The 25036-nt window shown below is 70.3% G+C and carries 18 protein-coding genes; 6 read left to right on the top strand and 12 right to left on the bottom strand.

All coding sequences use genetic code 11. The features are described from left to right. The first annotated feature begins 22 nt into the window (after positions 1 to 22). A complete protein-coding gene (gene serB, locus U742_RS0111400; protein ID WP_029353075.1) occupies positions 23 to 916 on the top strand; it encodes a phosphoserine phosphatase SerB in 894 nt (297 codons plus the stop codon). A gap of 120 nt (positions 917 to 1036) precedes the next feature. Here serB and U742_RS0111395 read toward each other — a convergent pair whose 3' ends face one another. Together U742_RS0111395 and U742_RS0111390 are read right to left on the bottom strand one after the other, a co-directional pair. Continuing rightward, positions 1037 to 4822, bottom strand: a complete 3786-nt coding sequence (locus U742_RS0111395; RefSeq protein ID WP_029353073.1) for an AsmA family protein — start codon at positions 4820 to 4822, stop codon at positions 1037 to 1039. Positions 4823 to 4893: 71 nt separating this feature from the next. After that, a complete protein-coding gene (locus tag U742_RS0111390; protein WP_029353071.1) occupies positions 4894 to 6306 on the bottom strand; it encodes an FAD-binding oxidoreductase in 1413 nt (470 codons plus the stop codon). A gap of 250 nt (positions 6307 to 6556) precedes the next feature. On the opposite strand from U742_RS0111390, the gene U742_RS0111385 reads away from it, so the two are divergent. Then, positions 6557 to 7069, top strand: a complete 513-nt coding sequence (locus tag U742_RS0111385) for a thioesterase family protein (RefSeq protein ID WP_029353069.1) — start codon at positions 6557 to 6559, stop codon at positions 7067 to 7069. Between the two features lie 18 nt (positions 7070 to 7087). Here the strand turns inward: U742_RS0111385 and U742_RS0111380 are convergent, their stop codons facing one another. The 3 genes from U742_RS0111380 to U742_RS0111370 form a co-directional block, all read right to left on the bottom strand. Then, positions 7088 to 8002, bottom strand: coding sequence for a 50S ribosomal protein L11 methyltransferase (locus U742_RS0111380; protein ID WP_029353067.1), 915 nt, complete (start codon positions 8000 to 8002; stop codon positions 7088 to 7090). Positions 8003 to 8072: 70 nt separating this feature from the next. Next, a complete protein-coding gene (locus tag U742_RS0111375) occupies positions 8073 to 10583 on the bottom strand; it encodes an ATP-dependent helicase (RefSeq protein WP_156034206.1) in 2511 nt (836 codons plus the stop codon). Between the two features lie 49 nt (positions 10584 to 10632). After that, positions 10633 to 11412, bottom strand: a complete 780-nt coding sequence (locus U742_RS0111370; RefSeq protein WP_038361331.1) for an ABC transporter substrate-binding protein — start codon at positions 11410 to 11412, stop codon at positions 10633 to 10635. 141 nt (positions 11413 to 11553) lie between these two features. Between U742_RS0111370 and U742_RS0111365 the strand changes: the two genes are divergently transcribed. The 4 genes from U742_RS0111365 (at position 11554) to U742_RS0111350 (ending at position 14901) form a co-directional block, all read left to right on the top strand. Next, positions 11554 to 12162 carry a LysE family translocator gene (locus U742_RS0111365; RefSeq protein ID WP_051661091.1) on the top strand — a complete coding sequence of 203 codons (609 nt, stop codon included), beginning with the start codon at positions 11554 to 11556 and terminating at the stop codon, positions 12160 to 12162. Positions 12163 to 12184: 22 nt separating this feature from the next. Continuing rightward, positions 12185 to 14017, top strand: a complete 1833-nt coding sequence (locus U742_RS0111360) for an aminopeptidase P family protein (RefSeq protein ID WP_029353058.1) — start codon at positions 12185 to 12187, stop codon at positions 14015 to 14017. A gap of 156 nt (positions 14018 to 14173) precedes the next feature. After that, on the top strand, positions 14174 to 14326 hold the full coding sequence (locus U742_RS22890; protein WP_038361327.1) for a DUF3309 family protein: 153 nt from the start codon (positions 14174 to 14176) through the stop codon (positions 14324 to 14326). A 92-nt stretch (positions 14327 to 14418) separates the two neighbouring features. Beyond that, positions 14419 to 14901 carry a hypothetical protein gene (locus U742_RS0111350; RefSeq protein ID WP_029353056.1) on the top strand — a complete coding sequence of 161 codons (483 nt, stop codon included), beginning with the start codon at positions 14419 to 14421 and terminating at the stop codon, positions 14899 to 14901. Positions 14902 to 14907: 6 nt separating this feature from the next. Here U742_RS0111350 and U742_RS0111345 read toward each other — a convergent pair whose 3' ends face one another. The 7 genes from U742_RS0111345 to ftsA form a co-directional block, all read right to left on the bottom strand. Beyond that, positions 14908 to 15474 carry a cysteine hydrolase family protein gene (locus U742_RS0111345; RefSeq protein ID WP_029353055.1) on the bottom strand — a complete coding sequence of 189 codons (567 nt, stop codon included), beginning with the start codon at positions 15472 to 15474 and terminating at the stop codon, positions 14908 to 14910. A gap of 49 nt (positions 15475 to 15523) precedes the next feature. Next, the gene (ligA, locus tag U742_RS0111340; RefSeq protein WP_029353053.1) at positions 15524 to 17716 is read right to left on the bottom strand and encodes an NAD-dependent DNA ligase LigA; all 2193 of its coding nucleotides are present in this window, start codon (positions 17714 to 17716) and stop codon (positions 15524 to 15526) included. A 28-nt stretch (positions 17717 to 17744) separates the two neighbouring features. Then, the gene (recN, locus tag U742_RS0111335) at positions 17745 to 19424 is read right to left on the bottom strand and encodes a DNA repair protein RecN (RefSeq protein ID WP_029353051.1); all 1680 of its coding nucleotides are present in this window, start codon (positions 19422 to 19424) and stop codon (positions 17745 to 17747) included. Between the two features lie 72 nt (positions 19425 to 19496). Beyond that, positions 19497 to 20369, bottom strand: a complete 873-nt coding sequence (locus U742_RS0111330; RefSeq protein WP_029353049.1) for an outer membrane protein assembly factor BamD — start codon at positions 20367 to 20369, stop codon at positions 19497 to 19499. A 278-nt stretch (positions 20370 to 20647) separates the two neighbouring features. Next, positions 20648 to 21589 (bottom strand): UDP-3-O-acyl-N-acetylglucosamine deacetylase, encoded by a 942-nt coding sequence (lpxC, locus tag U742_RS0111325; RefSeq protein ID WP_029353047.1) that lies wholly within the window; start codon positions 21587 to 21589, stop codon positions 20648 to 20650. A 307-nt stretch (positions 21590 to 21896) separates the two neighbouring features. After that, positions 21897 to 23642 carry a cell division protein FtsZ gene (ftsZ, locus tag U742_RS0111320; protein ID WP_029353045.1) on the bottom strand — a complete coding sequence of 582 codons (1746 nt, stop codon included), beginning with the start codon at positions 23640 to 23642 and terminating at the stop codon, positions 21897 to 21899. 87 nt (positions 23643 to 23729) lie between these two features. Next, positions 23730 to 25019, bottom strand: coding sequence for a cell division protein FtsA (gene ftsA, locus U742_RS0111315; protein ID WP_029353043.1), 1290 nt, complete (start codon positions 25017 to 25019; stop codon positions 23730 to 23732). Positions 25020 to 25036 lie beyond the last annotated feature (17 nt).

The raw sequence follows: 25036 nt of genomic DNA, 5'->3' as shown, positions 1-25036 counted from the left end.
GCGCCGCGCCGCCAGAGCCGACATGCCGAACGCACTACCCTTCGTCGCCGTGCTGATCTCCAACCCGGCCGCCCCGGCGGTCGACGTGGCGCTGATCGACGCCGCACGCGAGGCGCTGCCCGGCGCCGGCGAGGCGCGCATCCTCGCCGAAGGGATCGCCGCCGAGATCGCGCTGCCGGATGCCGCCGACATCGCCGCCTTGCGGGCAGCCCTCGGCGGCGCGCCGGTCGACGTCGCGATCCTGCCCGCGGAGGGCCGGCGCAAGAGCCTGTTCCTCGCCGACATGGACTCCACCATGATCGGACAGGAGTGCATCGACGAGCTCGCCGACTATGCCGGCATGAAGGCGCATGTCGCCGCCATCACTGAGCGCGCCATGCGCGGCGAGATCGCCTTCGAGCCGGCGCTGCGCGAGCGCGTCGCACTGCTGAAGGGCTTGTCGCTCGCCGTGGTCGACGAGGTGATCGCCACGCGCATCACGCTGACCCCCGGCGGGCGGGAGCTGGTGCGCACCATGCGCGCCAACGGGGCCCACACCATGCTGGTGTCCGGCGGCTTCACCCTGTTCACCGGCCGCGTCGCCGCCGCCATCGGCTTCCATGCCGACCGCGCCAATGTGCTGGTGACGGAGGGCGACCGTTTCGCCGGCACGGTGGTGGAGCCGATCCTCGGCCGCGAGGCAAAGCTCGCCGCGCTTATCGAGCAGCGCGCCGCGCTCGGCCTGCCGCCCGAGGCGACGCTGGCGGTGGGCGACGGCGCCAACGACCTTGCCATGCTCGGCGAGGCGGGGCTTGGCGTCGCCTATCACGCCAAGCCGAAGGTGGCGGAATCCGCGCAGGTGCGCATCGACTATGGCGACCTCACCGCGCTGCTCTATCTGCAGGGCTATCGCCGCGACGAGTTCGTGAGCGACTGAACCGCCCCTAGAGCCCTTTCCGATCAGGTGGAATCACCTGATCGATAAGAAAGTGCTCTCGATTCAGTTGGCTGGAGCATTTTCTGATCGCGAAAGTCGACCAACTTTCGCGGAAAATGCTCAAGGCGCCAGCGGCACCGTTCCCGGCGGCCGCAGAAGCGGGTCCGGCTGGATGACGAAGGGCGGCGGCAGCGGCGGCGCGGCCGCCGGCGTCCCGTCGCGCGGCGTGCGCTCGGGCGATCGCGTGACGGACGGGCGCGGGCGCTGCGCCTGAGGCTGCGGTTTCGGAGCGGCCGGTTCGGCCCGTTCCGGCGCGGGCTTCGGCGGCTCGGACGAAGGCTTCGGCGCCTCTGGCGAGGCGGTCGCCGCCGGATCGGCCGGCGCGATGGCGGGCGGCGCCGGCGCGGCGGGTTCCGGCGACAGCAGCGACGGCGGATTGGGCGCCGCGGTGGAAGATGGGTTCGGCGCTGCCGGATTCGGCGTCATCGGGGTCGGCGAGAATAGCGAGGGCGGCACCGCCGGCGCATCGGTTGAATGGCCGGCATCCATCACCGGCGAGCGGCCATATTGCTGCTCCAGCCGCTTGGTCTCCCGCTCCAGCGCCCGCATGTTGATCGCCGAGCCGAGCGCGGTCACGTCGAGCCGCCGGTCCGGCCCGGCCAGCGGCCCACGCCAGATCACCACCGCGCCGGGTGGCGCCGTGGCCTTCGGATCGGCCGCGTCGTCCATCTCGACGGAAGCGTCGAGGCTCAGTCGGGCGAGGTCGAGGCTGCCCTCCAGCGCGAAGTTCTGCGAGCCGACCGACTGCCGCGCGGCACCGGTGCGCACGACGCCGTTCAGCACGCTCAGCGAGGCCTCGACGCGCGGCAGCGCGAGCGGTCCCCGCGCCAGATTGCGGTCGAGCAGCTCGGCGATACGCCGGTTGTCCGGCGGCGAGCCGCGCTCGGTGGCGAGCATCACATATTGCAGCGCGCGCGGGTCGAGCCCGGCCAGTTGGAAACCGTCGATCACCAGGCTGCCCTGCCCGGCCAGCGCCTGGGCGAGGTTAAGCGGCGAGCGGCCGGCACCGGCGAGGTCGATGCCGATCGTCGCCTTGCCGGTCAGCGCCGGCTGGGCCGAGACGCCGGCGAGCAGGCGGATAATGTCGGCGCCGGTGATGGCGAGATGACCGTCGGCCTCCAGCACCTCGCCGCGCCGCCGCAGCCGGGCATTGCCGCTGAGCGTGCCGCCGGCGAGATTGCCGGAGATCTCATCGAGCGTTGCCGCCCCGGCGGCGAGGCGGGTGCGCAGGCGCGCTTCCTCCAGCGCCAGCCCGCCCGGCACGTCGAGCCGCTTCACCTTCAGGCTCACCAGCGCCCCGAGATCGGGGAAGGGCTGCGGAGCGAAACGGCCATCCGCCCAGCCGGCGCCACTCGCGGAGCTGCCGACCGCATTGCCGCCGGCCCGGCCGGCGACCAGTGCAAGCGCGCGGGTGAGGTTCCAGCGGTCGAGCGCGAGGTCGAGCGTCACCGGCTCGGGGCGGTCCGGCGCGTAGCTCGCCGTGCCTTCGAGGGCGATGCCGGCGAGCGTACCCTTCAGCCCGTCGAGCTGCCAGGTCTCCTCCTGCCGCGTCAGTTTGGCGGCGAAGGCGGCCGGCACCTCCTGCCCCGCTTCCGCCGCCGCGGCGACCGCGGGGAACAGGCGGGCGAGATCGGCGCCGTCGAACGCGACGTCGAGGCGCGGCCGCAGCACGCCCTGTGCATCGGCCGGCACCTCGCCGCGCGCGGCGATTTTGGCGTTGGCGAAGGCGAGGCGGGCGTCGAGCGCCGGCGACAGTTCCGCATCGAGCCGCGCCGCGCCGAGACCGGGCCGCAGCCCCGGCACGCCGAGCCGGCCGAGCAGCTCGCCGCCATCGGCGATGTCGAGGCCGAGCTTGCCGGTGAGCGCGAGGCCGCCGCCATAGCCGACCTCCCCGGTGCCCTTCGCCTTGCCCAGCGCGCCGGCCGCCTTGAGCGCCGAGCGCCCGGCGGTGGTCTCCAGCGTCACCTTGAGATCGAGCGGCGCCAGCATGGGGCCGAGCCGGCGCACCAGCGCCTCGGCGTTGGGCGGCCCGAACAGGCGGCCGAGCGCCGCCAGCCCGTCGGCGCCGTTGCCGGTGAGCCGCGCCTCGAAGCGCCCCTCATCGGTGCGGTCGGCGCCGGCGAGCCGCCCCGAGCCGGCGATGTCGAGGCCGCCGAGATCGGTGATGGCGGCGCGCTCGATGCCGAGTCCCTGCGCGTCGCGGGCGAGCGTCAGATCGACCTTGGCGGCGGTGATGCCGGCGAGCCGCAGCCCGCGCCCCGAAAAGCCGAGCGCCACGTCCGGGCCGTCCGGCGTCGCCAGCAGCCGGCGGATGGCCGGCAGCAGCGCGTCGAGGTCGATGCCGTCGGCGGCGAGGCCGGCCTCGATCCGCCCGGCCTTGCCGTCGTCGGGCAGCGCATAGGCGACGTCGCCGGTCAGCTTCATGCCGCCATAGCCGAAGGTGGCGCGCTTGAGCGCGACCCGCCCGGTGCCGAGCTCGACGGCGGCATTGAGGCTCGCCGCGCCCGGCGGCAGGCCGGAGAGCAGCGCGGCGCCGCCCGGCGTGGCCCAGCCGACCAGCGCCGGCAGGTCCTCGGCGTCGAAGGCCAGCGTGCCGTTGAAGCCCTGGGCGCCACCCGACGCCTCGATCGGGATCTGGCCCGAGGTGCGCACCGTGGCGCGGCCCGGCAGCTTCGCCTGCAGCCCCTTGACCTGCCACATCAGGCCGGCGGGCGTGCTCGCCCAGGCGAGATCGGCCTTGAGCTCGCGCATCGGCGCGCCGCCGAGCAGCACCGTGTCGCTCGACAGGTTGACGCCGCCGGCCGGCGCGAGGTTCGAGAGCGGCGCCAGCGCCTGCGCGATCTCGCCCATCGCCGTTAGCGGGCTGGAGCCGGCGGTCGCGGCGTTGAGGTCGATTTGCCGGGCCGCGAGCGACAGGTCGAGCCGCGCGGTCTGGCGTGCCGGCGGCTGGCCGGCGGTGGCAGGATCGATGCCGAGCCGGCCGTTGCCGGTCAGCTCGACCGGCTTGTCCATATTGCCGAGGCTGAGGGAGAGGTCCTGCGCCTCGACCATCTCGCGCGTCGCCCTGAGCGTGCCGGCGAGGCTCCACCCGGCCTTGGCGAGCGGCGTCGCGGCGCCCTCGCGCGCCGGCATAGCGAGCGAGGCGCGCCCCTCATAGGCCGGCTGGCCGCTCGCGAGGCGGAAGACGCCGTCGGCCTCGAAGGCAAGAGGGCTGCCGAGCCCCTGCACGCTCGCGCGCAGCTTGGCGGAGGCGTCGGGCGCGAAGGCGGCCAGCGACAGCCGCACTGTCTGGCGCCGCTGGCCGGCCTGCACCTCGCCCTCCAGCTTGAATGGGCCGACCACGCTGCCGGCCTCGCCGCGCATGTCGATGTCGTCGAGCTTGAAGCTGCGCCCGGCGGCACGGTCGAGCAGCTCCAGCGTGCCGTTCTCGATGGCGAGACTGGAGATCGTGAAGCCGGAAGGCCGCCCGGCGCCGGTCGGCAGCGCCACCTTGCCGGTGGCGTCGAGCACGAGGCGCATGCGCGGCTTCACCAGGCGGGCGTGGTCGGCGACGATCTCGCCCTTGATCAGCGAGCCGAGGGCGAGATTGGCGCGCAGCTCCTCGACCGCGATGCCGGTGCCGACCCCGTCGGCGCCGATCGACACGTCGCGCAACAGGAGGCGCGGAATGGGCAGGATCTCCGCCTCGATCGGCCCGCGGATCACCACCGGCGCGCCGAGCGTGCGCGCCGCCTGCGTCTCGAAAGTGGAGCGCCACTGGTTCCAGTCGACGTAGTACGGCGCCCCGAAGGCGGCAGCCACGGCAAGGATGATGACGCTCGCGACGGTGAGCAGCAGGGTCTGCACGCAACTCCTCCGGATCGGCGCCCTGCCGGCCGCGCCGGTGACGCCAGGGAAAGCCTGATCAGAACGCCCGTCTATGGAAGAACTTTGTCGGGGTTCATGATGCCCAGCGGATCGAGCGCCTGCTTGATCGCGCGCATCGCGTCCAGCGTCGCGCGGCCATGCTCGGCCTCCATATATTTGCGCTTGCCCTGCCCCACGCCGTGCTCGCCAGTCGCGGTGCCGCCCATGGCGAGCGCGCGCTCCACCATGCGGCCGATGAACAGCTTGGCCTTGGCCACGTCCTGCGGGTCGTTCATATCGACCAGCGTCACGGTGTGGAAATTGCCGTCGCCGACATGGCCGACGATAGGGGCGATCATGCCCATCTCCTCGATGTCGTGCTTGGTCTCGTCGACGCAGTCGGCGAGGCGCGAGAGCGGCACGCACACGTCGGTGGCGAGCGCCTTGGCGCCCGGGCGCATGGGCAGGCAGGCCCAATAGGCGTCGTGCCGCGCCTGCCAGAGCTTGGCCCGGTCCTCCGGCCGCGTCGCCCACTGGAAGGCGGAGCCGCCGAACTCGGCCGCCAGCTCGCCGAAGCGCTCGGCCTGCTCGTGCACGCTCGCCTCGGTGCCATGGAACTCGAGGAACAGCGTCGGCTGCTCGGCGAGATCGAGCTTCGAATAGAGGTTGCACGCCTTCACCTGCACCTCGTCAAGCAACTCGATGCGCGCCACCGGGATACCGGACTGGATGGTGGCGATCACCGCGTCGCAGGCCGAGCGGATGGTCGGGAAGCCGCACACGCCGGCCGAGATCGCCTCCGGGATGCCGGCGAGGCGCAGGGTGAGCGAGGTGATGACGCCGAGCGTGCCCTCGGCGCCGACGAACAGGCGGGTGAGGTCGTAGCCGGCCGAGGATTTCTTGGCCCGTCGCGCAGTTGTGATGACCTCGCCGTTCGGCAGCACGGCGGTCAGCGCGATGACGTTGTCTTTCATCGTGCCGTAGCGCACCGCATTGGTGCCGGAGGCGCGGGTCGAGGCCATGCCGCCCAGCGAGGCGTCGGCGCCGGGATCGATCGGGAAGAACAGGCCGACGTCGCGCAGATGCTCGTTGAGCTGCTTGCGCGTCACCCCCGGCTCGACCACGCAATCGAGGTCCTCGGCATGCACGGCGAGCACGCGGTTCATGCGCGACAGGTCGATCGAGATGCCGCCGCGCGGCGCGTTGATCTGGCCTTCCAGCGAGGTGCCGGTGCCATAGGGCACCACCGGCACGCCATGGGCGGCGCAGGCGCGCACCACCCTCTGTACCTCTTCCGTGCTCTCGACGAACACCACGGCATCCGGCGCCTCGTTGGGCAGCCACGTCACCGTGTTGGCATGCTGCTCGCGCAAGGCCCGCCCGGTGGTCAGCCGGCTGCCGAAATGCGCCGAAAGGGCGGCGATGACCGCCTCGACCCCGCCGACGGCCTGCGGTGTCACGCGCTCGTCGACCAGTTCAGCCATGCTTCAGCTCCATATCGGCTTCCCGGTCGCCGTCGGCCGGTCCCAATCTCGATCTATACCCTATCGCCGGAGGCGGCGAGCCCCGCATCGCGTCGCATCCGGACCCAAGCTGCGGAAAAGAATCACGAATTGCTCAAATTCTGCCAGTCGGAAGGCATTTCAACAGGTGACGACTGCATGAAAACTCGGCACAATGCTTGTCAATCAGGCAACACCGTTGTCCCAAGAATGCCGCTGCAGGGGTTGCGTCATGCTGGACGGGATTGACTTCGAACCCGTGTTCTTCGCGCCGTTCGTGTCGTCGGTCATGACCGTCGAGCCGGCGTGGGTGGACTATAACGGGCACATGAACACGGCCTATTACAACGTGCTGTTCGACCGCGCGGTCGAGGAGGCGGTGTTCCTCGTCGGCCTCGGCCCGCATTATGTGGAGCGTAGCTGCGCCTCCTTCTTCACCGTCGAGACGCATCAGCGCTATCTGCGCGAGCTGAAGGCCGGGCACGAGGTGCGCGTCACGCTGCGGCTGATCAACTACGACGAGAAGCGCATGCACCTCTTCCAGGAGCTGCACCACGCCCAGGAGGGCTGGACCGCGGCGACCAGCGAGCAGGTGGCGGTGCATGTCGACTTTGCCACCCGCCGCGTCGCGCCCTTCCCGGACGAGGTGCTGGAGCGCCTCGCGCTGATGAAGGCGGCGCATGGCGCCCTGCCGGAGCCGGAAGGCCTCGGCCGGCGCGTCGACATGCCGATCCGCCTGTCCTGAGGGCTTTCGTTCCGGCGATCAGCGCAACGGACGCCCGGCGTCCGCGGCGAGTTCCAGCGTCACCCAGCCCTCGATCGTCCGCCGGCGCCTGAGGTGCAGGCCCTGCGCACGATAGGCGGCGAGCGCCGCATTGGCGTGCGAGGGCAGCAGGCCGGAAAGCACCACGGTGCCGCCCGGCGCCAGCAGCGGGCGCAGCGGACGCGCCAGCCGCTTCAGTGGCGGCAGCAGGATGTTCGCCACGATGAGGTCGTAGGGCGCGCCATTCCTGAAGGCCCGCGCGCCGAGCCCCGGCGCGTGCAGGAAGGTGATCTCCGGCGCCGCGCGGTTGGCCCGCGCATTGGCTTTCGCGGTCGCCACCGCCACCCGGTCGATGTCGCTCGCCAGCACCGGTGTGTGGAACAGCCGTGCCGCCGCCATGGCGAGCACGCCGGTGCCGGTGCCGACGTCGAGCGTGCGCTGTGGCCGGCGCTTCTTGCCGAAGGCGGCGATGCCGGCGAGGCAGCCCTGCGTGGTGCCGTGATGACCGGTGCCGAAGGCAAGCGCCGCCTCGATCTCCAGCCCGATGCGGTTCGGCCCGATGCGCTCGCGATCATGCGATCCGTGCACCACGAACCGCCCCACCGCGACCGGCGCCAGCCCCTCCAGCGAGGCGGCGACCCAGTCCTTGCGCTCCAGCGTGTCGAACGCCACCGCTGCGCCGCAGCCGGGCGCCGCCAGCTCGACGAGTTCGCGCACCGCCTCCTCGTCAGGCGGCTCGGCGAAATAGGCTTCGGCGAGCCATGCCGCGCCGTCCTCGATCTCGAAAGCGGAAGTGGCGACCTCGGCGGGATCGAAGCTCTCGCCGACGAGATCGGCGGCGGCGCGCGCCGCCGCTTCGTTGGCGCGCAGCCGCATCACATGCGTCGCCCCGTTCGGCGGCAATCCTTCGAGCATCTGATCCTCACGAGCGGTTTAGGCGGCTCATGTGCCAGAGGCCGGGCGAAAGCGCCAGCCCGTCACACATTCACGCGCGGGCGAGGAAGCTGTCCACCACGCGCTTCTCGCCGGCCTTGTCGAACTGCACGGTGAGCTTGTTGCCCTCGGCCGCCGTCACCTCGCCATAGCCGAATTTCTGGTGGAACACCCGTTCGCCGATGGCAAAGGCGGATTCCGCACCGGTCGACTTGGCGACAAGCTGGCCCTCGATGGTGCGCCCCCGTCCGCCGGAATAGCCGCCGCCACCGAAATTCGAGCGACCACTCTCCGAGAACCCCGAGCCGGCGTTCCGCGCCGCCTGCGCGCGCTGCCAGCCTGGCGTCGAATAGGAAGAGGAGAAGGTCTCGGCCTGGTCGAAGCGGCTCGGCCCGTAGCCGTAGCGCCCGGCGCCCTGGCCGCCGCCCCAGCCGCTGCCGCCCTTGGATTCGGTGACCTCGACATGCGCCTCGGGCAATTCGTCCAGGAAGCGGCTCGGCACGCTCGACTGCCACAGGCCGTGGATGCGCCGGTTGGAGGCGAAGAACACCTTGGCGAGCCGCCGCGCGCGCGTCAGCCCGACATAGGCGAGGCGCCGCTCCTCCTCCAGCCCGGCGCGGCCCTGCTCGTCGAGCGCGCGCTGGTGCGGGAACAGCCCCTCCTCCCAGCCGGGCAGGAACACGGTGTCGAATTCCAGCCCCTTGGCGGAATGCAGCGTCATGATGCTGACCGCCTCGCCGGCACCCGAGCCGTCGGCGTCCATCACCAGCGAGATATGCTCGAGGAAGCCGGTGAGGTTCTCGAACGGCTCCATCGAGCGCACGAGTTCCTTCAGGTTCTCCAGCCGGCCGGCGGCATCGGCCGAACGGTCCTTCTGCCACATCTCGGTATAGCCGCTCTCGTCGAGCACGATCTCGGCGAGCTCGCCCTGCGGGAGCTGCGCCATCTGCCCGGTCCAGCGGTCGAAGGAGGCGACGAGATCGCGAAGCGCGAGCCGCACCTTCGGTTTCAGCTCCTCGCTGGCGACCAGCTGGCGCGCGGATTCCAGCAGCGGCACGCCGGCGATGCGCGCATGGTCGTGGAGCTGGCGCAGCGCCGCGTCGCCGAGCCCGCGCTTGGGCACATTGACGATGCGCTCGAAGGCGAGGTCGTCGGCCGGCGAGGCGATGACGCGCAGATAGGCGAGCGCGTCGCGGATTTCCGCCCGCTCATAGAAGCGCGGGCCGCCGATGACGCGGTAATTGAGGCCGAGCGTGACGAAGCGGTCCTCGAATTCGCGCATCTGGAAGGAAGCACGCACGAGGATGGCGACCTGCGCCAGCGAGTGGCCGTGGCGCTGCAGGTCCTCGATCTCCTCGCCGATGGCGCGGGCCTCCTCCTGGCTGTCCCAGGCGCCCGTCACCGTCACCTTCTCGCCGAGCTCGCCCTCCGAGAACAGCGTCTTGCCGAGCCGGCCCTCATTATGCGCGATGAGATGGGCGGCGGCGCCGAGGATATGGCCGGTCGAGCGGTAATTGCGCTCCAGGCGGATCACCTTGGCGCCGGGAAAATCGCTCTCGAAGCGCAGGATGTTGTCCACCTCGGCGCCGCGCCAGCCATAGATCGACTGGTCGTCGTCGCCGACGCAGCACACGTTCTTCGAGCCCTGCGCCAGCAGCCGGAGCCAGAGATATTGCGCGACGTTGGTGTCCTGATACTCATCGACCAGGATATAGCGGAACCGCCGGTGATACTCCGCCAGCACGTCCGGGTTCTCGCGCAGGAGGCGGATGCCTTCCAGCAGAAGGTCGCCGAAATCGACCGCGTTCAGCGCCTTCAGCCGCGCCTGATAGGCGGCGTAGAGCGCCTGCCCGCGCCCATTGGCGAAAGTCGCGCCCTCTCCGGCCGGCACCTGCTCCGGGGTGAGGCCGCGATTCTTCCAGCCGTCGATGGTGTTGGCGAGGAGGCGCGCCGGCCAGCGCTTCTCGTCGATGTTCTCCGCTTGCAGCAATTGCTTCAGCAGGCGGATCTGGTCGTCGGTGTCGAGGATGGTGAAGCCGGACTTCAGGCCGACCAGCTCGGCGTGCCGGCGCAGCATGCGCACGCCGATCGAGTGGAAGGTGCCGAGCCACGGCATCCCCTCCACCTGCTCACCCACCATGGCGCCGACGCGTTCCTTCATCTCGCGGGCGGCCTTGTTGGTGAAGGTCACGGCCAGGATCTGCGAAGGCCAGGCGCGGCCGAGCGAGAGGATATGCGCGATGCGCGTGGTCAGCACGCGGGTCTTGCCGGTGCCGGCGCCGGCCAGCACCAGTAGCGGGCCGTCCAGCGTCTCGACCGCCTCGCGCTGCTCGGGGTTGAGGCCTGCGAGATAGCCTCCGTCACGCCCCCGCGCCGGAGCCGCGCCCGCCAGCGCGGCGGCGCGCGCGGCAATGCCGCCCGGCCGCGGCGCCGGCGGCACCTCGGCGGGAAGATCGAACGGCACCTCGTCGAAGGCGTCGTCGTCGCGCGGTTGCTTCAGGGGGCCGGCCAATAACGTCTCGCTCGCACTCGGAGAGTGATTCTGACCGGAACAAAATGGCATCGGCATGGTCGTTTGGCGAGGGTGGACGAACCGCCGGCCAATGCCGGGCTCACGGCCGCGGCGTCACGCGGACCACGGAGGAGGTCGATTCCGGCGGAATGCCGAACCATTTCTCGTGGATGCGGGCGAGCGTGCCGTCCTGCTTCATCTGGCTGACGAGCCCGTCGACCTTGGCCGTCAGCGGCGAGCCCTTGGCGAGCATCAGCGCATAACGCTCGTCGGTCGGCAGGCGCGTGACCACGGCGAGGTCTGTGCGCTTCAGCAGCCGGTAGAGCAGCGCCGGCAGGTCGCCGATATGGGCATCCGCCTTGCCGCTCGAAATATTGTCGAGCCCCTCATCCAGCCCGACCGCCGGTACCACGCGGCCGATCCTATACCGGCCCTTGTTGACCTCCACCCACAAATCGCTGGTGGTGCACGGAATGACGCTCACCGTCTTGCCCGCGAGGCCGGCGAGGTTGCGGATGCGCGAGGTCTTCAGCACCACCACGGCCTGCGTGGTGTCGAAATAGGGCTGGGTGAAATCGAAGCGCGCCCGCCGCTCCGACGTCACGCTGATCGACGACATGGCGATGTCGATGTGGTTCTGCTCGAGCGCGCCGAACAGTTCGCGGAACGGCATCTGCGCGACCTCGACCCGCACGCCGAGATGGCTCGCTATGTAGTCCACCATGTCGACCTCGAAGCCGACGATGCGCCCGTCCACATCGCGGAACTGCCAGGGCTTGTTGTCGAGATAGGTGCCGACGCGCAGCATGCCGGCCGATTCGGCGCGCGCGCCGCCAACCGCGCTCAGGGCGAGCAGGGCCAGCGTCAGCAGAAATAACACTCGTCGCGTCGTCAACATCGGCCTTTCCATCCCCCGACGGCCATCTGTCGCGATTGACGCCTGCAGCGAACGGACCGATGCTGATTTATTCTCGCGCCTTCGTCCAGTCGGATTCTCCCAATGTCCTCAGGACTTTATTTGATGACCGCGCTGGCCGGCGCGCTCTATGTGCTGTCCCCCGGCCCGGCTTTCCTCGCCCTGTTCTCGCTTTCCGCCGCCCATGGCCGGCCGGCCGGCGCGCGTTTCGTCGGCGGCCACCTCGTCGGCGACCTGTTCTGGACCGCGCTGGCCTTCGCCGCAATCATCGGCGTGAACCAGCTCGGGCCGCTGCTGTTCGATCTGCTCGGCATCGGCTGCGGGCTCTATCTGGTCTGCCTGGGCTTCAAGGCATTAACCGCCAAAGGTGGCGCGGTCGCCCCCATCGGCGCGCGGCGACCACTTACCACCGGCGTGCTGTTCGGGCTCACCAACCCCAAGGCCTATCCGGTCTCGGTGGCGATGTTCACCGCGCTGACTGCCAGCTATGCGTCCAATCTTTCGTGGGAATCCGCGCCGCTGCTGCTGGCGGCGGCCTTCGCCGGCTTCATCGCCGCGGACATCCTGCTGGTCTGGATGGCGGGTCTCGCGCCGGTGCGGCGCTTCTTCCTCACCCACGGGCTGATCGTGACGCGGCTGGTGGGATTGATGTTCATCGCCTTCGGCGCCAAGTCGCTCTATGACGCCAGCCGCGGCCTGACGAGCCGCGGGTGAGAAGCCGCGCCTGAGGTTCCGCATGTTCGAAGCCAAGTACCAGTCCTTCGAGGATTCCGCCGCGCCGGCGCTCGGCGTCGCGCATCTTTCCCTGCTGCGCGCGGAACTGGCGCGCCGCGACCTCGACGGCTTCATCGTGCCGCGCGCGGACGCCCACCAGAACGAATATGTGCCGCCGAGCGAGGAGCGCCTCGCCTGGCTCACCGGCTTCACCGGCTCGGCCGGCGTCGCCGTGGTGCTGCGGGGAGAAGCCGCGCTGTTCGTCGACGGTCGCTACACGCTGCAGGCCGCCAGCCAGACCGATGCGGGCGCCTACACCGTGGTGCCGAGCGCGGAGACCTCGCCGGAGCGCTGGATCGAGACGCATCTGCCGGCCGGCGGGCGCTTCGCCTACGACCCCTGGCTGATCACCGCCGACGGCCTCGACCGGCTGCGCCGCGCGGTGGCGGGCGCCAGCGGCGTGCTGGTCGCCGTCGATTCCAATCCGCTCGACGCGGTGTGGGCCGACCGCCCCTCCCCGCCCGTGGCGCCGGTGACCATCCGCGATCCGGCCCTCGCCGGCGAGGGCGTCGAAGACAAGCTCGGCCGACTGCGCGCGGCGCTTAAGGCGGAAAAGCTCGACGCCGTGGTGCTGTCCGATCCGCACGCGGTCGCCTGGACTTTCAACATACGCGGCGGCGATGTCGCCTTCACGCCGCTGCCGCTGAGCTGGGCGATCGTGCCCGCGGATGGCCGGCCGACCTTGCTGATCGACGGGCGCAAGCTCTCCAACGAGGTGCGCTACGAGCTCGCGCGCCACGCCGAGATCGTCGAGCCGGTCTATCTCGACCGCTCGATCGACCTGATCGCCGCCACCGGCGCCACCATCCGGCTCGACCAGGCGACCGCGCCGGCGGCGCTCGCCGCGCGCATCGAGGCGGCGGGGGGCAAGGTCTCGAAGGGCCCGAACCCCGGCGCGCTGATGCAGGCCTCGAAGAACGCCGCCGAGATCGCTGGCATGCGGAGCGCGCACCGGCGCGACGGCGCAGCGCTCGCCCGCTTCCTCGCCTGGTTCGACGCCGAGGCGTCGAAGGGAGGGCTCACCGAGATCGACGTGGTCTGCGCGCTGGAGACCTTCCGGCGCGAGACTGGCGCGCTGAAGGACGTCTCCTTCCCCTCCATCGCCGGCGCCGGGCCGAACGGCGCCATCGTGCATTACCGCGTGAGCAACGCCACCAACCGGAAGGTTGGCACGGACGAGCTGTTCCTCATCGATTCCGGCGCGCAATACGAGGATGGCACCACCGACGTCACCCGCACGCTTCCCGTGGGTACGCCGACGCCGGAGATGCGCGAGCGCTACACCCGTGTGCTGAAGGGCCATGCCGGCATCGCCCGTGCGGTGTTCCCCGCCGGCACCACCGGAGCGCAGCTCGATCCCTTCGCCCGCCAGTTCCTGTGGGCGGCCGGGCTCGATTTCGAGCACGGCACCGGCCACGGCGTCGGCGCCTATCTCTCGGTGCATGAGGGCCCGGCGCGCATCTCCAAGCTCGGCACGGTGGCACTCGCCCCCGGCATGGTGCTCTCCAACGAGCCCGGCTATTACAAGACCGGCGCCTATGGCATCCGCCTCGAGAATCTGGAGCTGGTGGTCGAGCGCCCGGCGCCGGAGGGCGCGGAGAAGAAGCTGCTGGGCTTCGAGCCGCTGACGCTGGCACCCTTCGACCGGCGGCTGATCGCGACCGGCCTGCTCACCGGCGAGGAGCGCGCCTGGCTCGACGCCTATCATGCCCGCGTCGCCGCCGAGATCGGCCCGCTGGTCGACGATGCCACCCGCGACTGGCTGCTCAAGGCCACCGCGCCGCTCGACGACTGATTCCGTCGCCACCGTCCGCGGCGGTTCAATGGAACCATTGCGTCGTCGTCGCGTTTTCCCGCAGCCGGAGCCTTTCCCGATTCAGGTGAACCCGCCTGACGACAAGGGAAATGCGCTCACCTCAGATGGCAATCGGCGGCGACGGGAGGCCCATCCATGACGACAATTCTGATCATCATCTTGATTCTGATTCTCGTCGGCGCGCTGCCGAGCTGGGGATACAGCCGAAGCTGGGGCTATGGCCCGAGCGGCCTCGTAACAATTCTTCTGATTATTCTGATCGTCATGATGCTGACGGGACGGGTCTAGGCTTCCGCCCCGTCCAACCCGCACGGCGCCTGCCCCTTTCCTGAATGGCGTGGCAGGCAGTCGCCGGCGGCCGAACAGCCCGGTCAGCACCCATGAGCTTCCTCATCCGCCTCGTCTTCGCGCTCGGCGCCTGCGCGCTGATGGCGGTGGCGAGCGTGCTGCTCGTCTATGCGCCCTACACGGCGCTGCGCGGCAGCCTCGCCGGCGAGGAGGCGCTGGAGACCGGGCTGCTCGGCATTGTCGGCTACATCATCGTGGCGATCGCCCTGTTCGACGTCGCCAAATACTTCTTCGAGGAGGAGGTGCCGGCGCGCCGCGAGAAGCGCACGCCCGCCGACGCCCGTCGCGGCCTCACCAAATTCATCTCGACCATCGTGATCGCGGTGTTTCTCGAGGCACTGGTGCTGGCCTTCGAGGCGACCCGTAACGAGGCGTCCGACGTCATCTATCCGGTGTTCATGATGGGCGCGGGCTGCGCCATCCTGGTCTCGCTCGGCGTCTTCCAGCGCCTTAGCGCCGCCGCCGAACGCGACATCGGCCCGGAGCGCGAGGCCCGCAACAGCGCCGAGACGTAGGCGGCGTCAGCGCCCCTCGCCGCTCCATTCCTGCGCGATCTGTGCGCCGCTTTTCATCCTGGCGCCCGCGAATTCCAGCGCCGCCATCATCGCGGTCTGCACGCTCGGCGCCGGCACCTCGGCGCCATCGAAAGCGAGATCACGCGTCGCCGTCGCGTCATGCGCCACGGTGACGCCGTAGCCGAGATCGAGCGCCGCGCGGGTCGCGGCATCGACGCACATATGGCTCATCGCCCCGACGATGACGAGCTCAGCCGTCCCGCGCGCCTTCAGCGCCGCGTCGAGACCGGTGTCGAGGAAAGCGTTGACGTTCTGCTTCACCACCACGAGTTCGTCCCCTTTCGGGAGCACGGCGGGGCTGATCTCGGCTCCGATCGTTCCGGCGCCGAAGAAGCCGGCCTCCGGATCGGGGCTCTCATGGCGGACATGCACCACGCCGAGCCCGGAGCGGCGTGCCGCCTCCAGAAGCCGCGCGGCCTCCTGCGCCGCCGCCTCCATACCCGCCAGCGGATACTTGCCGCCGGGAAAATAGTCGTTCTGGATGTCGATCAGCAGAAGCGTCGTGTCAGCCATCTCGGTTCCTCGATAAGCCTTTGCACCGGCCGTTGTCGTGCGGGCGCGCTCAGCCGCTCCGCGCCAGCTCCAGCCATTCCTCCTCGGTGAGCACGGCGACGCCGAGCTCGCGCGCTTTGGCGAGCTTGGAGCCGGCGTCCGCCCCGGCCACCACATAGTCGGTCTTCTTTGACACCGAGCCCGCCACCTTGGCGCCCAGCCGCTCGGCCATCGCCTTGGCCTCGTCGCGGGTCATCTTCTCCAGCGCGCCGGTGAACACCACCGTCTTGCCGGCGACCGCCCCTCCGGCGGCGACGCTCTCCATCGGTTCGGGCGTCACCTCCTTCAGCAGCGCATCGAGTGCCGCCTCGTTGTTCGGTTCCACGAAGAAGTCGACCACCGCCTCCGCCACCACCGCGCCGATGCCCTCGATGCCGACGATCTCGGCCCACGCCTCGTTGCCCTTGGGATGCTCCTCGCCCGGCGGCACGGCGGCGAGCGCGGCCTCGCGCAGCGCCTCGATGCTCGGGAAATGCCGCATCAACCGCTTCGCATTGGTCTCGCCGACATGGCGGATGCCGAGCCCATAGAGGAAGCGGTTCACCGGCACGCGGCGCCGCGCCTCGATGGCGGCGAACAGGTTCTTCGCCGAGGTCTCGCCCCAGCCCTCGCGGTTCTTCAGCCGGGTGAGCGCCTGCGGGTCAGAATCGCGCGCCTCGAGCCGGAAGATGTCGGCCGGTTCCTTCACCAGCCCCCAGTCGTGGAAGGCCTGCACCTGCTTCTCACCCAGCCCCTCTATGTCGAAGGCGTCGCGCGAGACGAAATGGCGGATGCGCTCCACCGCCTGCGCCGGGCAGATGAGTCCGCCGGTGCAGCGCCGCACCACCTCGTCGTCCTCGCGCACGGCATGCGAGCCGCAGGCGGGGCAGACGGTTGGGAAGGCGTAGGGCTTCGCCTCAGGCGGCCGGCGCTCCAGCACCACGTCGACCACCTGCGGGATGACGTCACCAGCGCGCTGGATGGTCACCCAGTCACCCTCGCGGATGTCGACCGGCTTGTCTTCGAAGGCGCCGCGGATCGGCTCGCCGTCGCCGCCGATGCCCTTGATGTAATCCTCGTTGTGCAGCGAGGCGTTCGACACCACGACGCCGCCGACCGTCACCGGCGTCAGCTTGGCGACCGGGGTGAGCGCGCCGGTGCGCCCGACCTGGATCTCGATGCGCTCGAGCTGCGTCACTGCCCGCTGCGCCGGGAATTTGTGGGCGATCGCCCAACGCGGCGAGCGCGACACGAAGCCGAGCCGCTCCTGCAAGGCGAGGCTGTCCACCTTGTAGACCACGCCGTCGATGTCGTAGCCGAGGGTGGCGCGCCGCTCCTCGATCATGCGGTAATGCGCAAGAAGCTGATCGGCCGAATGGCACAGCACGGTCAGCGGGTTGGTCGGCAGGCCCCAGCGCGCGAAGGCCTTGATGACGCCGAACTGGGTGTCGGCCGGCAGCCCACCCGACGAGACCTCGCCCCAGGCATAGGCGAAGAAGCGCAGCGGCCGGCTGGCGGTGATCTTCGGGTCGAGCTGGCGCAGGCTTCCCGCAGCCGCATTGCGCGGATTGGCGAAGAGCGGCTTGCCGGCCTCCTGCTGGCGGGCGTTGATGGCGGCGAAATCGGCGTGCCCCATATAGACCTCGCCGCGCACCTCGAGCACGTCGGGCACGTCCTCCGCCATCAGCACCTGCGGGATCTCGCCGATGGTGCGCACATTGGCGGTGACGTCCTCGCCCTCGAAGCCGTCGCCGCGCGTCGCCGCCACCACGAGCCGGCCGCGCTCATAGCGCAGCGAGCAGGACAGCCCGTCGATCTTCGGCTCGGCGGTCAGCGTGATGTCGGCGTCCGCCGGCAGGCCGAGGAAGCGGCGGATGCGGGCCACGAACTCCTCGATGTCGCTGTCGGCGAAGGCGTTGCCGAGCGAGAGCATCGGCACCGCATGACGCACCTTGGCGAATTTCGCCGATGGCGCGGCGCCAACCTTCTCCGAAAGGCTGTCGATGCCCCTGAGCTCGGGATACTCGGCCTCGATCGCCTCGTAGCGCCGCCGCAGCGCGTCATATTCCGCGTCCGAGACGGTCGGCGCGTCCTCCTGATAATAGCGCCGGTCATGCGCGGCGATCTCCTCGCCGAGCCGGGCATGCTCGCTTGCCGCCTCGTCGGCGGTCAGCGTGGCGACGTCGGGAGCGTCGGGGAGGGAGGATTTCGGCGCACGCGGCATTGGCGGACTCACCCGGTGAAGGGAGAGCCTATTTAACGGATTCCGCGCCCTTGAGCAGCCGTTCTGCGGCCGCCCGCGCCTCGGAGGTGATCTCGGCGCCGGACAGCATGCGGGCGATCTCCTCGCGGCGGTGGGCGGGAGCCAGCGGGGCGACCCGGGTCGCCACCTGGTCGAGGTCGGGCAGCGGCTCCTTGGCGATGCGGAAATGGTTGCCGGCGCGCGCCGCCACCTGCGGGGCGTGGGTGACGGCCACCACCTGCACCCGCCGCGCGAGGCGCGCGAGACGCGCGCCGATGGCATCCGCCACCGCGCCGCCCACCCCGGTATCGATCTCGTCGAACACCAGCGTCGGCGCCGAGCCCTTGTCGGCCAGCACCACCTTGAGCGCCAGCAGGAAGCGGGCAAGCTCGCCGCCCGAGGCGACCTTCATCATCGGCCCCGGCCGCGTGCCGGGATTGGTGCGCACCCAGAACTCGATGCGATCATACCCGTCGGCCTGGCCGTCGCTCTCGTCGGCCTGAAAATCCGTGACGAACTGCGCCCGTTCGAGCTTGAGCGGCGGCAATTCGGCGTTCACCGCCGCGTCGAGCTCGGCGGCGGTGGCACGGCGCCGCGCCGAGAGATCGGCCGCAGCACGGCGATAGGCCGCCTCGGCCTCGGAGGCCTTCGATTCCAGGGCCTTGAGCCGCTCCGCGCCATGGTCCAGCGCATCCAGCGCGTCGGCGAAGCGCGCCGCCGTGAGCGGCAGGTCGTCGACCGTGCAATGATATTTCCGTGCCGCGGCGCGCAGGCCGAACAGGCGTTCCTCGATGCGCTCCAGCTCATGCGGGTCGAAATCCGCCTCGGCGAGCGCCGCGTTCAGCAGGTTGGTGGCGGTCTCGAGGGCGTTGAGCGCCTGGTCGATCGCCTCCACCGCCGGCCGCACCAGCGCTTCTGCCTCCCCCGCCCGGCGCTCCAGCCGCCGGACGGCAGCGGCCAGCGCCGGGACCGGCGAGGCGGCGCCGCCGACCGCGTCCTGCGCCTCGGCGAGGTCAGTCGCGATCTTCTCGAAGCGCATCATCTCGGTGCGGCGCCCAGCGAGGCGCTCCTCCTCGCCCGGCTCCGGCGACAACGCCCCCAGCTCCTCGACCGCATGGCGGATATAGTCCGCCTCCTTGGCCGCCTCAGTGAGCCGCGCCGCCTCGGCATCGGCCTCCTTGCGCGCGCCCTTCCAGTCCCGCCAGCGCTCGGCGACCGCGCGGGCGAGCTCGGTGAGCCCGCCATAGGCATCGAGCAGGGTGCGGTGCGAGGCGGGGTCGACCAGCGCGCGGTCGTCGTGCTGGCCGTGAATCTCGACCAGCCCGCGCCCGAGGGTGCGCAGCATCTGCGCGCTGACCGGCTGGTCGTTGGCGAAGGCACGGGTGCGCCCGTCGGCATGCTGCACGCGGCGAAGCACCAGCGCGCCCTCGTCGTCGATGCCGGCATCCGCCAGCAACGCGCGCACCGGATGGTCGAGCGGCAGGTCGAACTCGGCGCTCACCTGCCCCTGCGCGGCGCCCTGGCGCACCAGCGAGCCGTCGCCGCGCCCGCCGAGGGCGAGCGTGAAGGCGTCCAGAAGGATCGATTTACCGGCACCGGTCTCGCCCGTCAGCACCGTCAGGCCGGGCTGGAAGGCGAGGTCGAGCCGCTCGATGAGCACGATGTCCCTGATCGACAGGGCCGCCAGCATGATGAAGCTCCGGAGCCGCGATCGGGCCGAATCGCCCGGCCACATTGAACAGGGCGGGCGCCCGCCCGTCCATCAGCCCAGCCCGAGGTTCTTGAACGCCTTGCTGATCCAGGAGCCCTGGTTCTCCGCCGGCTCCAGCCCGCGCGACTGCACCAGCTTGTAGGCGTCCTTGTACCAGGAGCTGTCCGGGAAGTTATAGCCGAGCACGGCGGCCGAGGTCTGCGCCTCGTTCACGATGCCGAGTGCCATATAGGCCTCGGTGAGTCGGTAGAGCGCCTCCTCGACATGGCGGGTGGTCTGATAGCGGGTGACCACCACCTTGAAGCGGTTGATGGCGCCGATGTAGTTGCGCTGCTCGAGATAATAGCGCCCGATCATCATCTCCTTGCCGGCGAGCTGGTCGCGGGCGACCTCGATCTTCTTCTTGGCGCTGGCCGCATATTCCGTATCGGGATATTTGCGCACCACCTCGTTCAGCGCGTCGAGCGCCGCGTTGGTGCGCGCCTGGTCGCGCGAGATGTCGGGGATCTGATCGTAATAGGACGCCGCCATCAGATATTGCGCATAGGCGGCGTCGGCGCTGCCGGGATGCAAAGCGAGGTAGCGCTTGGCGGCGGCGATCGCCTCGTCATAGCTGCCCTGGGTGTAGTTCGCATAGGCGATCATCAGCAGCGCCTTGCGCGACCAGTCCGAATAGGGATGCTGGCGGTCGACGTCCTCGAAGCGCTTGACGGCGGCCTCGTAGTCTTCCTTGGCCATGAGGGTCAGACCCTCATTATAGATCTTCTCGGCCGGCTCGTCGGTGATGACGAGCTCGTCTTCCTTCTCGGCGAACGGATTGGCACAGCCCGCCACCGTCAGCCCGACCATCGAGAGGGCGAGCAGGCGGGCCGCCAGCCCGCGGGAAGAGCCGGCCCACGCCGGCGCGAGAGTGAGAAGACGCATCACCACATTCTATCCCGCTTGCCGGACCGCCCGTCGCGGACCGCCGCCTGACCACATGTCTTCGGGACGGACGATGCCGAATGGCCGCCCGCTGGGACCGCATGCCGGCCGCGGGGACAGCCCCCGACAGGACATGCTTCGGGCCGCCTTCGACGGAAGGCCCCACAGAGAGCGGCTAAAGACGCTTTCCGACCGGAATATGGCGGATAGCTCCGCCTGGGGGCCGAAGTCCACATGCGGGCCTCGGGAGATCGCCGGTCGTGGCGATAAGGTGACGCTCACAGCTCCGGCGCGTAGGCCGGCACCGCCACCGCGATACCGAAGCCGGCATGGCCGCGCAGCGGGCGGCGCGCCGGCACGTGGGCCTCGACCAGCTCATAGGCCGAGCGGTCGGACAGCAGCGCATCGACGACGGCGAAATTGAGCTTGTGGCCGCCGCGATAGGAACGGTAGCGCGCCATCATCGGCAGGCCGCCGAGGGCGAGGTCGCCGACCGCGTCAAGCGCCTTGTGACGGACGAACTCGTCGGCATAGCGCAGGCCGTCCGTGTTCATGATGCCGGTGTCGTCGAGGCAGATCGTGTTCTCGAGCGAGGCGCCGAGCGCATAGCCCGCCTGCCACAGCCGCTCGACGTCGCTCACGAAGCCGAAGGTGCGGGCCGGGGCGAGATCCCTGCGGAACACCTCCGGCGAGAGGGTGGCGGCATAGCGCTGCCGGCCGATCATCTCGTGGGCGAAGTCGATCTCGATCTCGACGCGGAAGCCAGCGTCATAGGGAACGAGTTCGCCGAAGCCGTTCTCGGTCTCGACGCGTACCGGCTTCAGCACCTTGAGATAACGGCGGGCGCGGTCGGTCTCGATGATGCCGACCTGATCGAAGGCGGCGGCGAAGGCCTCCGCGCTGCCGTCGAGGATCGGAACCTCGGGGCCGTCGATCTCGACATGGGCATTGTCGATGGCAAGGCCGGCGAAGCAGGCGAGAAGATGCTCGACGGTGGAGACGGCCGGGCCGGCCTCGTCGCGCAGCACAGTGGCGAGATCGCTGCCGCGCACCGCGCCGCGGCAGGCACGCACCTGCTGGGCCGAATCGGAGCGATGGAAGACGATGCCGTGGTCGGCCGCGGCGGGAGAGATGCGAACGCTGGCGGGCTTGCCGGAGTGGACTCCGACGCCCGAGAAAGCGACGCTGTCAGCGAGTGTGGTCTGCCTTACAGCATTCATCCCAGATCAAGAGTTGGGCCCGATACGCGACGCGAACCCGTCTCTCCCCCAAATTCCCCGAAACCATCAGACTTTGGCCATCGAATTTTCGGCAACGGAGCCGAATCGCGACCTGAATTTTTATCTCGGGCACCCTACCGGCGGGGTCCTTAGGTGCCAAATCACGCTTGTTTACCGTCTGTTACCGCTGCGCAGCGAAATCACAGGCACTGTGCAACCCAATATTATCAATCACTTGCACGCAGAGCGGCGCCCGTGGAGGGCGCCGCAAAAGCGTCTTTGTTACGCCGTGTTTCAGATCCCGTGATCAGCCCTGGCGCCGGAGGAAGGCCGGAATGTCGAGATGCTCGTCCTCGCTCGGGCGGTTCGGCCGGCCATAGGGGTCGATCGGACGCGCCGCCTGCGGCCGCTTGGCGAATTCGGAGCCCGCCTCCGGCCGCCGGTCGCTGAGCGGGCGCGGCTCGGCATAGGCGGGAGCCGGGGCCTGGGGAGCGGCGCGTAGCTGCGGCTCGGCCTGGGCCGGGGCCTCATCCTCGTCGCGGCGGCCGAGGCCGACATTGGCGAGGCGCTGCAGCAGGCTCATCCGCTTCTTGTCGCCGTGGTGCTCATGCTCGGCAAGCTCGCCACGGGCGGCGCGGATCTGGTTCTGCGCCGGCATCGGCAGCTCGTCGACGCGCGGCATGCGCGGCACGCGGGTTTCCGGGCGCTCGGCCTGCGGCGGGATGAACGGCTCGTCGTGGATGTGGCTGTCCATCTCGGCATAGGCGGCCGGCGCCTCCTGCTCGACATAGAGCGCAGGCTTGGGCGCCAGCGTACGGATCGTCACATTGTCGATCGCCGCGGCGGCCGGCGCCGGAACCGGAGCCGTGTCGGCGGCATAGACATGCTCGCCGCGCGGCGCCTGCGCGAAGGTCGGCTCGAAGCTCTCCTGCGGCAGCGAGGTGCCGACGTCGTCGAGCGCCGAGGCGACCGAACGCAGCGCCGCGTCGCGACGCGCCTCGATGGCGGCCCGGCCGGCGTTGGAGACGCGACGCCCGCCAATGTCGGCGAGGTTCGACAGCCCGTGCGGGATCTGCTCGGGGATCACCGCCGGATCGATGCCGGTGGCCACCACCGAGACGCGGATCAGGCCGTCGAGCGTCTGGTCGAAGGTGGCGCCGAGGATGATGTTGGCGTCCGGGTCGACTTCCTCGCGGATGCGGGTCGCCGCCTCGTCCACCTCGAACAGGGTGAGGTCCTTGCCGCCGGTGATCGAGATCAGCAGACCACGGGCGCCGCGCATCGAGACTTCGTCGAGCAGCGGGTTGGCGATCGCGGCTTCCGCGGCATGCAGCGCGCGCTTGTCGCCGGAAGCCTCGCCGGTGCCCATCATCGCCTTGCCCATCTCGCGCATCACCGCGCGCACGTCGGCGAAGTCGAGGTTGATCAGGCCTTCCTTGACCATCAGATCGGTGATGCAGGCGACGCCCGAATAGAGCACCTGGTCGGCCATCGCGAAGGCGTCGGCGAAGGTGGTCTTCTCGTTGGCCACCCGGAACAGGTTCTGGTTCGGGATGACGATCAGGGTGTCGACGCCCTTCTGCAGCTCGGCGATGCCCATCTCGGCGATGCGCATGCGGCGCTGGCCCTCGAAGTGGAAGGGCTTGGTGACGACGCCGACGGTGAGGATGCCGAGCTCGCGGGCGGCCCGCGCGATTACCGGCGCCGCGCCGGTGCCGGTGCCGCCGCCCATGCCGGCGGTGATGAACACCATATGCGCGCCGGCGAGGTGGTCGCGGATCTCGTCAAGCGCCTCCTCGGCCGCCGCGCGGCCGACTTCCGGCTGCGAACCGGCGCCGAGGCCCTCGGTCACAGCAACGCCCATCTGCACGATGCGCTCGGCCTTGGAGAGGGTCAGCGCCTGCGCGTCGGTGTTGGCGACGACGAAGTCGACGCCCGACAGGCCGGCCGTGATCATGTTGTTGACGGCGTTGGAGCCAGCGCCACCGACGCCGAACACGGTGATCCGGGGCCGCAGCTCGCGGATATCGGGTGCTTGAAGATTGATGGTCATGGCTATCGTCCCTTTACGCCGGCGGGCCCCAGTCCCGAGTTGATCCCACAAGTGCCGGTTCCGCCGGCGCGGATAGATATGGACACGTCAGAAGGCCTCCCTCAGCCAGTTTCCGACGCGCGAGAAATAGCCGTCGGCGGAGGCGTGCGAGGCACGCCGCCGACGGGCTTCGAAATGTTCGAGCCCGGCCACCTGCGGGTAGACCAGCAGGCCGGTCGCCACCGAGAAGGAGGCACCGCGCGCCGCCTCCGGCAGCCGCGAGATGCCGAGCGGGCGTCCGATGCGGACCTGAGGCCCGAGAATCTGCCCGACCAGTTCCGGCAGCCCCATGAGCTGCGCGGCGCCGCCGGTGAGGACGATCCGCTGGCCGGCATCGGCGGCGTGGCCGGAGGCCACCAGTCGGTCGCGCACCAGCTCGATGGTCTCCTCGACGCGCGGGCGGATGATGTGCATCAGCCGCGACTTCGGCACCGCCTGCGGCAGGTCGCGCTCGTCGTCCGAGATCGAGGGAACGGTGAGCATGTCGCGCTCGTCCGCCGTCACCGCGGTGACGCCGCCGTGCAGCGTCTTGATCCGCTCGGCCTCGGAAAGCCGGGTCGAGAGGCCGCGCGCCACGTCGTTGGTCACGTGCTGGCCGCCCAGCGCCACGCCGTCGACATGCACGCAGTGCCCCTGCGAGACCACGGAGACGGTGGTGGTGCCGGCGCCGAACTCGATCAGCGTGACGCCGAGCTGCGCCTCGTCGTCGGCCAGTGTCGAGAGCGCGGCCGCATAGGGCGCCGCCACCATCGCCTCGACGCCGAGATGGCAGCGCTCGACGCAGAGCAGCAGGTTGCGCGCGGCGGAGGCTTCCGCCGTCACCACGTGGAGGTCGACGCCGAGCCGGCGGCCGAGCATGCCGCGCGGCTCGCTGATGCCGGACACGCCGTCGAGCGCATAGCCCACCGGTAGCGCGTGCAGCACGGCGCGGCCCTGCGCCACCGCGAAGGTGGAGGCCGCGTCGAGCACGCGGCGGATGTCGCCTTCCGCCACCGACGGATCGGGCAGGTCCACCTCGGCGGCGTAGTGCTGGGAGCCGAGCCGGCCGCCGGCCATCGAGACGATGACCGAAGCGATCTGCACGCCGGCCATGCGCTCGGCGGCGTCAACCGCGCGGCGGATCGACTGCTCGGCACGGTCCATGTCGACCACCGTGCCGCCCTTCATGCCGTGGGCGCGGGTGTGGCCGATGCCCATGATCTCGACGGCATGGGTGCGGCGGCGGAGCACGTCGCTGGAATCACGCGGCTTCAGCCGGGCGATGACGCAGACGATCTTCGAGGTGCCGACGTCGAGCGCGCCGACCACCATGGTGCGGCGGGCGGGCACCGGGCGCATCTTCGGCGCGATCTCGA

It is taken from the genome of Allobosea sp. 117, from assembly GCF_000702305.1.
Classification (GTDB): Bacteria; Pseudomonadota; Alphaproteobacteria; order Rhizobiales; family Xanthobacteraceae; genus Ancylobacter.
Note: the sequence above shows the minus strand (reverse complement) of the source record. Positions and strands in the feature narration are given on the sequence as shown.

Coding starts and splice junctions, on each gene's coding strand:
- serB (WP_029353075.1), top strand. CDS start 23: ATGCCGAACGCACTACCCTTCGTCGCCGTGCTGATCTCCAACCCGGCC.
- U742_RS0111390 (WP_029353071.1), bottom strand. CDS start 6,306: ATGGCTGAACTGGTCGACGAGCGCGTGACACCGCAGGCCGTCGGCGGG.
- U742_RS0111385 (WP_029353069.1), top strand. CDS start 6,557: ATGCTGGACGGGATTGACTTCGAACCCGTGTTCTTCGCGCCGTTCGTG.
- U742_RS0111380 (WP_029353067.1), bottom strand. CDS start 8,002: ATGCTCGAAGGATTGCCGCCGAACGGGGCGACGCATGTGATGCGGCTG.
- U742_RS0111375 (WP_156034206.1), bottom strand. CDS start 10,583: ATGCCATTTTGTTCCGGTCAGAATCACTCTCCGAGTGCGAGCGAGACG.
- U742_RS0111365 (WP_051661091.1), top strand. CDS start 11,554: ATGACCGCGCTGGCCGGCGCGCTCTATGTGCTGTCCCCCGGCCCGGCT.
- U742_RS0111360 (WP_029353058.1), top strand. CDS start 12,185: ATGTTCGAAGCCAAGTACCAGTCCTTCGAGGATTCCGCCGCGCCGGCG.
- U742_RS22890 (WP_038361327.1), top strand. CDS start 14,174: ATGACGACAATTCTGATCATCATCTTGATTCTGATTCTCGTCGGCGCG.
- U742_RS0111350 (WP_029353056.1), top strand. CDS start 14,419: ATGAGCTTCCTCATCCGCCTCGTCTTCGCGCTCGGCGCCTGCGCGCTG.
- U742_RS0111345 (WP_029353055.1), bottom strand. CDS start 15,474: ATGGCTGACACGACGCTTCTGCTGATCGACATCCAGAACGACTATTTT.
- ligA (WP_029353053.1), bottom strand. CDS start 17,716: ATGCCGCGTGCGCCGAAATCCTCCCTCCCCGACGCTCCCGACGTCGCC.
- recN (WP_029353051.1), bottom strand. CDS start 19,424: ATGCTGGCGGCCCTGTCGATCAGGGACATCGTGCTCATCGAGCGGCTC.
- U742_RS0111330 (WP_029353049.1), bottom strand. CDS start 20,369: ATGCGTCTTCTCACTCTCGCGCCGGCGTGGGCCGGCTCTTCCCGCGGG.
- lpxC (WP_029353047.1), bottom strand. CDS start 21,589: ATGAATGCTGTAAGGCAGACCACACTCGCTGACAGCGTCGCTTTCTCG.
- ftsZ (WP_029353045.1), bottom strand. CDS start 23,642: ATGACCATCAATCTTCAAGCACCCGATATCCGCGAGCTGCGGCCCCGG.
- ftsA (WP_029353043.1), bottom strand. CDS start 25,019: ATGCGCCCGGTGCCCGCCCGCCGCACCATGGTGGTCGGCGCGCTCGAC.